8 protein-coding genes are annotated in these 11,422 nt (G+C 58.6%); all 8 read right to left on the reverse strand.

Features of this window, described 5'->3' with window-relative positions; all coding sequences use genetic code 11:
• Nucleotides 1-1,883 (reverse strand): sulfatase-like hydrolase/transferase (locus ACTTKG_RS05990; RefSeq protein WP_442673338.1); only part of this gene is annotated, 1,883 nt, incomplete at its 3' end.
• Nucleotides 1,884-1,888: 5 nt separating this feature from the next.
• The gene (locus ACTTKG_RS05995) at nt 1,889-4,051 is read right to left on the reverse strand and encodes a sulfatase-like hydrolase/transferase (RefSeq protein WP_442673339.1); all 2,163 of its coding nucleotides are present in this window, start codon (nt 4,049-4,051) and stop codon (nt 1,889-1,891) included.
• Nucleotides 4,045-6,114 carry a sulfatase-like hydrolase/transferase gene (locus tag ACTTKG_RS06000; protein WP_442673340.1) on the reverse strand — a complete coding sequence of 690 codons (2,070 nt, stop codon included), beginning with the start codon at nt 6,112-6,114 and terminating at the stop codon, nt 4,045-4,047. Before ACTTKG_RS06000 ends, ACTTKG_RS05995 begins: the two co-directional genes overlap by 7 nt.
• A gap of 52 nt (nt 6,115-6,166) precedes the next feature.
• Nucleotides 6,167-7,468, reverse strand: coding sequence for a phosphoenolpyruvate mutase (gene aepX / locus ACTTKG_RS06005; protein ID WP_442673341.1), 1,302 nt, complete (start codon nt 7,466-7,468; stop codon nt 6,167-6,169).
• Nucleotides 7,465-8,187, reverse strand: a complete 723-nt coding sequence (locus tag ACTTKG_RS06010) for an NTP transferase domain-containing protein (protein WP_442673342.1) — start codon at nt 8,185-8,187, stop codon at nt 7,465-7,467. The genes aepX and ACTTKG_RS06010 overlap by 4 nt, the downstream gene beginning before the upstream one ends.
• Nucleotides 8,188-8,223: 36 nt before the next feature.
• Entirely contained in the window at nt 8,224-9,993 is a 1,770-nt protein-coding gene (locus tag ACTTKG_RS06015) for a glycosyltransferase family 2 protein (RefSeq protein ID WP_442673343.1), read from the reverse strand.
• Nucleotides 9,994-10,176: 183 nt separating this feature from the next.
• Complete coding sequence (locus ACTTKG_RS06020; RefSeq protein WP_442673344.1) at nt 10,177-11,049, reverse strand: CDC27 family protein; 873 nt, start codon at nt 11,047-11,049, stop codon at nt 10,177-10,179.
• A gap of 76 nt (nt 11,050-11,125) precedes the next feature.
• Nucleotides 11,126-11,422, reverse strand: a 297-nt coding sequence (locus ACTTKG_RS06025) for an O-linked N-acetylglucosamine transferase family protein (RefSeq protein WP_442673345.1), incomplete at its 5' end; no start/stop codon positions are given.

Below are 11,422 nucleotides of genomic sequence, written 5' to 3' on the forward strand. Positions count from 1 at the left end.
TCGCGCTCCCTGCCGCCCAGAGCTTTCGGCAAATTGCCGTCGAGATGCGCGGGCGCGTCAAAGCCCACGAGATGCGCCGCCGCCGGATAAATGTCGAGCGCACTCGTCAGCTCCTCGACAAGCCCAAGCTGCGGCACACCCGCGCCGCGCAGCAGCCATGCCGCCCCCGTCTGATTCTCGCCGATATAGTCGAGGTCGTCGCTGAATACGGAGACGCCGTGATCCGAATACACCTGCACGATATACTCATCTTCCGCATAATTTGCTTCGATGTAATCGAACACGGCGCCGAGACTGCGATCTATGGAGCGCATGTGTTCCAATACAGCTTCCGTATAGATCGGCACATGCGGCAGATTGACGCTGGCAACGCCCTCTGCCGCGCCCGCAAGCCGCTCGGCGAGAGGCAGCCCCACCTGCGCGGCGAAAGGCAGCTGGAAGTCTGCCGCAGATCCCGGATGAGCGTCCATCAGATGCAAAAAGATGAAGGGATCGCATTCGGAAAACGCCCGCATCGTCTGCACGGTTCTTTCTGCGCCCTGATAAGCCAAGCCGGCGTCGCCAGGCACGAGCAAGAGCCTTTCGTAGCCGCGCGTCACCTGCGGATAAACGCCCGTCGCATCGCCCATAGTGTTCACACAGTAATAGCCGAGATGCGCCATCTGCTCTGCAAGCGTGACATACTGCGGCGAAAGCTCTGCCATGCAGGTCGGATTGAACACCTGCGAGCGGTGCGCATAGACGCCCGTCTCGATCGTCGCCAGCGACGGAAAGGTGTACTCCGCCACCGAGTAATGATTGTTGAAGATGACGCCCTTGGAAAAAAAGCGCATGAGGTTCGGCATCGGCTCGAAATCGCGGCGCTTCATCTCGGGCCAGCAAAGGGCGTCGATGAGGATGTGCAGCACGAGCTTTTTGCGCTTGGGGCTGTGCCCAAGGCGTATCGGCTTGCCCAAGATAAACGGCGCATCCGAAGCAATCTCCGTGCGCTCGTTCAAGCGAAAGAAGCTCGTGACCCACTTGCCGAGCGTCGCGCTGTCCTCTCCGACGGAACGGCTCTGAAATACGACCTTCTGCTTCGGCACGGTTCCCGCCAAAGGCACGACGATCTCCGGCACTTTCGCCGCCGCGTCCGACGCAGCCGCAAACTCCGCCGGCTCGATGACAAAGGAGCCGCGAAGCTCCCGCGCCCGCAGGATGTCAAAGACGAAGGAATCATCCTCCGCCAAGGGGAACTCCGCCGTCTCTTTGAGCCGCTCCAAGAGCATCGCCTTCGCGTGCAGCTTCCCCCGATCAACGAATACGCCGCTCCAATAGCGCCAACCGTCCGCAGGCTCCGTGAAGCTCGGCAAAAACTCGCCGAGAAACACGCCCGGCGGCGCTTCGACGCCGCCCGCGCCGAGCCGCGCGCGCCCAAGCACATAGGGCGCAAGATTCGGCAAGCCCATAGCAAGCGACAGGAGCGCCAAAGCGTCTTGCAGCTCCGCCCTTTCCATCGGCACATCGACGGGCACGCGATACACACGGCTCGCGACGCCCTCGATCATCAAGAGCTTTCGCTTATCGCCGAGACGCTTATAGCACTCGATGAGCAGCTTCCAGACCTCGTAGCTGCACTTCTTCTTCTCATAAGCGCGTTCCGCCGCTTCAAGCGCCACCGTCACGCTGTCATGAGCAAGCGCATACTGCGCATAAAAGATGTCAAAGTTCTCAGATGCAGGAAAAAGCGCTTGATAATCAACGAGAGCGGCGAGAAATGCGTCGTCATAGATGCCGTGCGCACTCTTTTCCTGCAAGGCATGGAAAAGAGCGCAGCCGCGATCGGCATTTTCCTGATACGCCGCTTCTTCGCCGGACATCATGCTTTCGACCTTTGCATTCACGCCTCTCATCCTTTCCGCGCATCGGGAAACCATGCGGCTCGCAGCGCTCTCTTCTCGGGCCAAATCTCGCCGCGCGAATCAAGCGACGCCGTATATGTACGCGCCAGCGCAAGAAACTCCTGCCGCAGCGCTTCGTCATGAATCTCCCGCCGCTTCTCGCCGCGCAGGAAAAGCTGCTGACGCGGCTGCCTGAGATCCATCGAGCCGTCCTCATCGACGATCTCATCGGAGCCAAAGTAGAACTCATGCGTCTTTGTACGGATCGCCATGTTGAACGGCTTCCCTGGGAAAAGCGTATAGGACAGCGCATGATCGCGCCCTGCGCCGCCAAAGGCTCGGGGCAGACTGCCGTCGAGATCGGCAGGCGGCGCAAAGCCCGCAAGACGCGCCGTCGTCGGGTAGATGTCGAGCACACTCGTCAGCTCCTCGACAAACCCCAGCTGCGGCACGCCCGCGCCACGCAGCATCCATGCGGTGCCGGTCAAGACTTCACTGACATAGTCAATCGTATTGCCGAAAACCGCCGCCCCGTGATCGGAATAAAGCTGCACGACATACTCATCTTCTGCATAATTGGCTTCGATATAAGAAAAAAGCTCGCCCAAGCTGCGGTCAACGCGCCGCATACCTTCGATGACAGCTTCCTGATGAAACTTCGAATTCACGCGGTCAACGCTCGGCGTATCATCGTCCGTATCGTCCAGCCGGGCGGGGAGATCCAGCAAAACCTGCGTCTCAAGCGGCGCCTGCCACTTCGCAGTCGTGCTCGGATGCGTGTCCGCCACATGGAGGAAGATGAACTGATCGCACTCGGCAAACGCGCGCATCTGAGACAGCGCATATTGGACGCCGCGATATGCGTGAAGCCCGTCGCCGCTGGGCTTGGAAATCAAGCGGTCATAGCCGCGCGTCACACCGTTGTAGACGCCGCTCGAATCCCCCCAGACATTCACGCAATAGTAGCCGAGACGCTTCATCTGCTCGGAAAGCGTCAGGATGGTCGGCGCAATCTCTCCCATACAAGTGGAGTTGAAGGTCTGCGAGTGATGCGGATACAATCCCGTATCGATCGTCGCCAACGAAGGATATGTATACTCTGCAATCGAGAAGGTATCGTTGAAGATCAGACCCTTGGAAAAAAAGCGCATGAGGTTCGGCATCCGTGTGAAATCGCATTGCTTCATCGCGGGCCAGCAAAGAGCGTCGACGAGGATGTGCAGGAAGAGCTTCCTGCGCTTGGGGCTGTGTACCAAACGAATCGGCTCTCCCATCAGAAAAGGCGCCGACGACCTCAGCTCCGTCCGTTCGCTCAAGCGGAAAAAGCTGCAGACCCATTTGCCGAGATGCGTGGATTCTTCCCCGAGAGAATCGCTCTTGAAGAAGATCTCCTGCCCCGCTTCGGTTCCTGCCAAAGACACGACGACATCGTGTGCGCCGCCAAGATCGGCTGCATCCGCACGAACATCCAGCGTCGCCGCCCCAGTCACCTGCTTCTTTTTCACGACGTCGAAAACGATCTCTTCCGCTGCGACGACAAGCGCGGGATCACGATTCAATGCCTCGAAGAGCGCCGCTTTCGAATCGAGCGTCGTCATGTCGACAAAGATGCCGCTCCAATAGCGATACGCCTCATGCGCTTCTCTGAGCGTGGGCAAAAATTCCCCGACAAACGCGCCGGGCAATGCCTGCAAACCGTTTTCGCCCATGCGTGCGCGTCCGATCGTATAGGGCGCATGGGTGGGCACCCCCATCGCAACAGATAATAGTGCGAGGGAATCTTCGAGCGTTTCCCGCGCAAGCGGCACCTCGATCGGCGTGCGGTAAACGCGGCTCGCGATGCCCTCGAAGATCAAGAGACTGCGCGTATCACCGAGCCGCCGATAGCATTCTATGAGAAGCATCCATATCTCGTAATGGTACATCTTCTTGGCATACGCCGCCTGCGCGGCAGCGAGCGCCGTCTGTACGTCGTCATGCGCCAGCGCATAGCGTGCATAGAAGATCAGACCATTTTCCGAAGCGGGAAAAAGCCGCCGATATTCTTGCAGCAAGGCAAGGTAGGTGTCGTCATAATGACCGTCTGCGCTTCGCTGAAGCAAAGCCGCAAAAAAAGAACGTCCGGCTTCACTCTTCGCTTGATACAGTCTCTCCGCTCGGCTCTCTAGCATTCGCCGTCCTCCTCCCACTTCTCGTGAAACGACGCCGTATGTTCACGCGCAAGGCGCAGGAAATCTTCCATGAGCGCGGCGTCAAAAACTTCGCGGTGCATCGCATCGCGCGTATAGATCTGCGCCGTAAACTGACTCATATCCACCGTGCCGTCGTGATGCGTCGGCCGCGCCGTTTCCAAGCGGAACTCATATTCTGCCGTTCGTATGCTGAGCTTATACGTCTGCTCAGGATAGATCGAGTTGCTGATGCAATAGCGTCGGCCTCTGCCGCCCAAGGCGCACGGCAAAGTCCCGTCGAGCTGCCCCGCAGGCGCAGAAAAGCCGACGGTTTTCTCCATGATAGGATAGATGTCGAGGCAGCTCGTAAGCTCCTCGACCAGCCCCAGACGCGGCACGCCCGCGCCCCGCACCATGAGTGCGGCACCGCCCTGCGTCTCGGAGAAGTACCACGCATCCTCCGAATAGACGGAACTGCCGTGATCGGAATAGGCGCAGACGATGTATTCATCGGGCGCATAATGCTCCTCAATATAGTCGAAGAGTCTGCCCAGTTCGCGATCCATCATTTCGATGCGATGCGGATTGTCATAGCCGTAGACATCGTTGTACGGCAAGCGCACGGAAACATCGTCTCCCGGCATGACGCGCGTATGCTGCCACGGGATATGCGTCTGCGTCTTCAACGCTAGGGGGGCGATCGTCGCCGGTGTCGAGTGTGCGTCCCCCACGTGCAGGAATACATAGTTGTCACATTCATCGAAGGCTTCCAAGTGTGCGATCGTGCGTGCAACGCCATCGTACGCAGGCTGCGCCAGATACGGGTTGACGATGAGGCGATCGAAGCCGCGCGTCACGCCGTCATAGATGCCGCGCCCGTCGCCCATGACGTTGACGCAGTAATAGCCGAGATCCTTCATCTGCTCGGACAGCGTCTTTATGTCCTTGTCGATCACGAACATCGGCTTGTCCCACACGACCTGCGAGCGATGCGGCATCATGCCCGTCTCGATCGTACCAAGGGAAACGAAAGTGTACTCCGCCACGCAGTAGTTGTTGTTGAAGATGACGCCATCGGAGAAGAAGCGCATGAGGTTCGGCACAGACCGGAAGTCGCGCGCGCGCATCGCCTGCCATGAGAGGCCGTCGAGCAGGATGTTCAGGACGAGCTTCTTCCGCCTTGGACTATGCCCCGGCAGAATCGGCGCAGCAACGATGAAAGGCTCCGCTGAAGACACCTTTGTCCCTCCTGCGAGACGCAGGAAGCGGAACTCCCCGCGTCCGCTGAGGATGCTGCCCTCGCTCCGCACGTCCGCCACGTCGATTCTCTGTTCCTCCTGCGTCACGGTCACAGGCAGGATACATTCTTCAGCAACCTCGACGGAGCCTTCGGCGCGGCGCGCCTTCATGATGTCGAAGACCATGCCGCAGTAATCATCCGCCAAAGAGCCGTCGCTGCGCTTCAAGAGATCCAAGCGCCTTGCCCGTACATGGAAGAGATCCTCCGCATTGTAGACTCCGCAGTAGTAGCGGCGGCGCTCCGCCTCATGACCCTCGTTCAGGAGGAACTGCCCGAGTGCAGACACAAGATCCAAATTGCGGCTGCCATCCGCCCGCTCCGCGAAATCGAAGCGGAAGGGCGCCAGCTGCACATCGAGCATACCGCAGAAGAATGCATCTTGCCAGCGCGTATCGGAAAAGATCGGAATCGACGCATCAAGGCACATATTCTTTTGACAAAGCGCCTTGAAAAAGATCGCTTCTTCATCAAGCCCGAGCGCATCGTCGATCTCGAACAAGATCTGCCAGATCTTATGGCTGAGCTTTCGCCTCTTGTACGCCTCATGTGCGAGACGGTACGCTTCTTCCGTCTCGCCAAGCGCGAAAGCAAGACGCGCCGTAAAGTAAAAGACGGCAGCCTTGTTCTTTGTTGCTTTCTCATAGGCTTCAAGCTTCGTGCAGTATTCCTCCGTATAGGCGCCGGCGCGTACCGCATCTCTGAGCCAAAGGCAGAGCGCATCCTCCTCGCGCGTATCCCAAATCTTATTTTCCTGTTCCTGCATGAACTGCCCCTTTTCTTTTTTCGCTTTCTGTCAAGACGGCTCCCATGCCAAATCAAACATCGTCAATCAAGCGAATGATGTCCTTGAACGGCATGAGATCTGCGTCCGCTTCGAGCGAGCGATGATGCTTCAAGATGGACATCGCCGTGCGCTCCATCGCCGGAAATGCGCTGCGCGTCAGTTGGTTCGCGTAGATGACAATGTTCACGCCGTGCGCTGCAAGCTCTGCCTCCGTCACAGCGCTGTAGGACGTCGGCACAGCGACGAGCGGCACATGCGCATATTCTTTGCGGAACGCATCGGCAAAGGCAAAGACCTCATCCGGCTCCTTTCGGCGCGAGTGGATCATGATGCCGTCCGCACCCGCCGCCACATAAGCGGCGGCACGTTCCAAAGCATCCGCCAGACCCTTTTCAAGAATCAGGCTCTCAATACGCGCGATGATCATGAAGTCATCGGTGCGCTGTGCATCCTTGCCCGCTCGGATCTTCGCCGAAAAATGCTCGATCGTGTCCTGCTGCTGCTCGACTTCCGTACCGAAAAGCGAGTTCTTCTTCAGCCCGATCTTGTCCTCCAAAATCACAGCGGAGACCCCCATGCGCTCCAGCGTATGAACGTGGTAAACGAAATGCTCGGTAAGACCGCCCGTGTCGGCGTCAAGGATGATGGGCTTCGTCGTCACGTCCATGACATCGTCGATCGTGCGGATGCGCGACGACATATCGACAAGCTCGATGTCGGGCTTGCCCTTCGCCGTTGAGTCGCAGAGACTGGATATCCAAAGTGCATCGAACTGATCCAAGCCGCCCGCATGCTCGACGACAGTCTTTTCCGCCAACAGCCCCGTCAGCCCGTCATGCACCTCGATGGTCTTGACGATCGGCACGATCTCCAAGAGGCGGCGCAGGCGGCGGCGACGGAACTCCGGCATGACGAGCCGTTCCTTCATGCGCTCGTCGATCTTCTTGACGGCAGGGTTCCATGTATAGGGAACCTCGATGAGCTCACCGCCCATTTTTTCGAGATTTTCCAGCACATTCCTGCGAATCGACGACATCGGACCACCGCGCCAGTTATCGCCATGCACGACGAAATCGGGCTTGAGCGATGCAATGACGCCGTCATACATGATGGCGTCCTGTACGATGACACGTTCGACTTCCGGCTCGGCTTCCAAAAGCGCGATGCGCTCCGCAAGCCCTATGGACGGAAAGCGATTGTAGCGCACCATCTCGCGGTCAGAAAGGACTCCTGCAACGACCGTGCCGTGCTTCTTGGCTTCGCGCAGGATATTCCTATGCCCCTCGTGAATCGCATCGGTGCAGAAGCACGCGTAAGCAATCTTTTCTTTCATAACTTTCCCTTCTCCTCCACGGTGCGTCTCAGTTCAGCCAATTCCGCCAAGGTATCAATCTCTTGCACGTCGTCCTCACAGCACGCACGCACATACACGCAAAAATCCCCAATATCTGCGGAAAGAGCCGCCTCGTCCCAGTAGCGCGCCCGACCGCCCGGCGTTTCGTAAAGCCGCTTGAGCGATGTTCGGAGCTTCCTGCCGTCCTCCGTCGTCCAGTACGATATGCCAACCATCTTCCAGCAGTTCGCGCCGCCGACCGCCATGCGCCGGATGACGCCCGCCTCGTCCGGAAAGAAGCACCAGTCATCCGTCTTCGCGACGGGAATCGCCAGATAGTTCGTCGCCTGCTGCTCGCGGCAAAGAAGCGCCGGATTCTGCAAATAGAGATCGCCTTCGATGATGAAAGCATTCTCCACGAGATCGCCGGCGACGATCAGCGACGAGATATTGTTCGCCTCATGCCAGTGCGGATTGTCGATGAAGCGGATCTGCGGATAGCTCTCCTTGAGTACATCGAGCTTTTCGCCCAAGTAGCCGCGCACGACATAAATCTCGGGAATGCCCGCCGCTACGAGGGCGGCGAGCAGCGTGTCGATGATGCGCCTCCCATCGACGCGAACCATGGGTTTCGGCATCTCGTCGGTCAGCGGACGCATCCTCTCGCCGCGTCCCGCCGCAAGGACGATGGCGCGCTCGGCTATGTATGGATCGGACATGACTCCTGCCTTCTTCCTTCCTGATCTCTTGACGCTTCACTCGGGAAGCGCTGCGAAAAGCTCTTCGAATATGCTGCGGGCGCGCGAGAAATCCGCATGAGCGCGAAGCTCTTCGCGTGCGAACACTTCTCTCGCTCTCTCCGCCAGAGTCTGCCGCGCTTCCACGAAGGAGTGTGCAGCAAGCTCCTGCCCGCACGAAAGGAGCAGCGAGGCCCACTCGGCAGGATGCCAGACCAGCGTCCCCTCATCGTGGAATTCATGCGAGAGCAGAGGCACATCGAAGACTCCTGCACGGAAATCCTTCTCCATCTGAAAGAGGAGGACGAAAGCCGCCAGAGGGAAGAATCGCTTCCGGAAAAAGGCCGGCTCCAGCCAGGCACAAGCGTCGAGCACGCGGCGGCGCAGCAGCACGCCCGACAGACCTCCCATAGGCGTGCGCCCCGCAGCCAACGCATAGGCTCTGTGCCATGCCCCTGCCGCGACGAAGCAATGCGACCTATGCATGGAAAAAACAAATCGCTCGGGATCTGCACCTTCTGCAGTCGCCGGCTCCTCGGCGTCGGCGAGTACGAAGGAAAGCTCATCGTCGAGTTCCAGTGTCGTAACCATCTGCATGATCTTCTCAGGGAAGAGGCGATCGCCGGGCATGACCCACTGGATATATTCGCCACGCGCCGCCTGTGCCAGACGCACGCCCCATCCGGGAGAGTCGGCGCGGACAATGCAGTGCGGCAGGTGCAGGGGGGCGAGCATCTTCTGCAGATCGGACGCACCGTCTGCGAAATCGAGCACGGCGACCTCCATATACGGATAGGTCTGAGAGGCGATATTCTCCAGCCTCCGATGCCAAAACGAGAGATTTCCGAAATACGGCACAATGACGCTCACAAGATTTTGCCGCGCACGCACGCGCTCTTCGGCGAAATCCTGCGCCAACTGCTCGGAGAGCCGCATCAAGCTTTGCAGCGGAGAAAACGCCGCTCCCTTCGTATAGCGAAGCTCCACCTGCGCTTTCGGCAGGATCAAGCCCTGCACCGCCTCGCTCTCTTCGGCAGACAGCGCAACAGGCGGCGTCCCGCCCGCAAACACCGTATCAAAGTGCTCCTTCCAGTAGCTGCAGCGCGCCGTATGCAGCGAATACTTCGCCGCATTGCCGATCCAGCCGTTCAGCGCCTTGACCGCCGTATGCAGTGTGCCGCGCCATTGGAAATGCGCGAAGTGCAGGAAGCTGATCTCCAAGGCGGGCGCAGGCACGCGCTTTTCCCCTTCCACACGATAGAGATAATGCGTACCCTGCGCCAGAAGCGGATAGACGCGCGCAGCGTCTCGCCCAATGATCGCTTTCTGTATCGGCTCGTGCCGCTTCTTCCTGCGCAGAGGACGCGCGAGCAGAAATGTCCCGCCGTCCTTTTCCGGCTCTTCCAGCTCATACATCCAATGCCATGCGAAGAAAGTCACATCCGTACGCAGCCGCGAAAGCACCGCGCGGCAAGGCTTCGCTGCATCCTCCGTGACGAGAAACTCATCGGCGTCAACTGGCACGACGATATCAGCGCCATGTGCGTCAAAGGCTCGGTGCATCAGTCTCGTCATGATCTCCTCATGGCAAAGCTCCGCCGTCTCGCAGCGCTCAACGGCGACGGGCAGCCCCTCCGCTTCAAGTGCGTGCAGGATGTCCGCCGTACCGTCGCCCGTCGCATGATCGACCACAAGCATCTCGTCCGCATACGTCAAGGTATGGCGCACGAAGCTCTCGACGATATCAGCGCTGTCCGCGACCAAAGATACCGCGATGATCTTATTCATACCATTCTCCTGCCTTCCGATGAATGATTTTGCCGCCTGCTTATGGAAATCCCCAAGGCAGCCGCAGCCGTCAAAAAAGCCGGGCATCTCCCTCGCCCGGCTTTTTCAGAAGCGCAAAGAAATCGTCGCCATTGCCATTCGAAAAGCATCGGGAAGCGCACCGCCTTCGCAGAAGCAGCAACTTCAGCCGCGTATCATCGACAAAAGTCCGAAGTCGGGCGTCTTCATCTGCGCGGCAAGCGAAAGAGCCGCATCGCGCTCACCGAGAGCTGCGAGCGTATATCCTACATTGCGCAGCGTCATCTCATCATGCGCATCGAGAGTGAGCGCCTGCTTCAGCAAATGCTTTGCTGCAGGGAACGACCCCGCCAGATAGAAGCCGCCCGCGAAGGAATTGAAAAGACGCACCTTCTCCACAAGCGCGACATCTTTTGCCAGAATCTCCTGCGTCAAACGCAGAGCCTGCGCCTCATCATCTGCAACACCGGACGGCGCGGGCTGCTGTGTGAACTGCGCCGACGGCAAAGGCTGCGACGCAACGCGCTGCACTTGCGGAGCCAAGGGGCGAAAAGCATCCTGCTGCGCCATCCCGGCGCCAACCATCTGCAAAAAGCGGGCGATAGCAGGATAGCCCGCACGGATCTCATCTTCCTTCGCCGTGCCGTAGCAATCGAGCATCTCGGCAAGTTCTTCCTTGTCTTCCGCCGAAAGGGATGCTGCATAATTCTTCAGCACGAACTCGGCTATGGCAAGGCCGTCCGAGGTGCGTTCCTCCAGGAAGCAAATGCGTGTGAGCAGGATGCGTGCCCCGAGATGCTGCGGCGCAAGGCGCAGCGTGTTATCCACCCACTGTGTCGCGCGTTCGTAGTCACCGCTCATGAAATAGGCGTACGACGCATCATAAAAGGCATCCGAATCCTCAATCCCCTGCTCGATCATCGCTGCGACCGTACCGAGCGCCTCGCCATACTCTTCATTCGCCATCTGTACGACAAGCTTGCGCTTCGTCTCATCCACTGACGCCGTCTTTGCGTTCTTCTTATGCCATTTTGACAAGATATATTCCTCCTAAAACTTTTGCGTTCATTATATCATACGTTCGTATATCGAAAAAGCACGGAAACAGCTTAAGCTATTCTCGTCCATCGAGCCACGCCTGCCAGACGTCCTCATACATCGCTTCGATTTCGCGCACATAGCTTTTGCCATTCATCACAGGAGATCGCTGTATCATGGTGCGCAGGTTCTTGTGCAGTGCCGCGAGAAGTTCCGCGTCCGATGCAAGCGCCGCAGCCTTCTCCACGTATTCTTCGGGCGTATTCGACACAAGCTCGCCGAGTCCGACGTTTTCCAGAAGCGACAGTCCGAAGCGCGTGCCATGGCGCGTGCCCGCGAGCGTCACGACGGGCACGCCCATGTAAATGGCCTC

The organism is Selenomonas sp. (assembly GCF_052169755.1).
GTDB lineage: Bacteria > Bacillota > Negativicutes > Selenomonadales > Selenomonadaceae > Selenomonas.

Coding starts and splice junctions, on each gene's coding strand:
- ACTTKG_RS05995 (WP_442673339.1), bottom strand. CDS start 4,051: ATGCTAGAGAGCCGAGCGGAGAGACTGTATCAAGCGAAGAGTGAAGCC.
- ACTTKG_RS06000 (WP_442673340.1), bottom strand. CDS start 6,114: ATGCAGGAACAGGAAAATAAGATTTGGGATACGCGCGAGGAGGATGCG.
- aepX (WP_442673341.1), bottom strand. CDS start 7,468: ATGAAAGAAAAGATTGCTTACGCGTGCTTCTGCACCGATGCGATTCAC.
- ACTTKG_RS06010 (WP_442673342.1), bottom strand. CDS start 8,187: ATGTCCGATCCATACATAGCCGAGCGCGCCATCGTCCTTGCGGCGGGA.
- ACTTKG_RS06015 (WP_442673343.1), bottom strand. CDS start 9,993: ATGAATAAGATCATCGCGGTATCTTTGGTCGCGGACAGCGCTGATATC.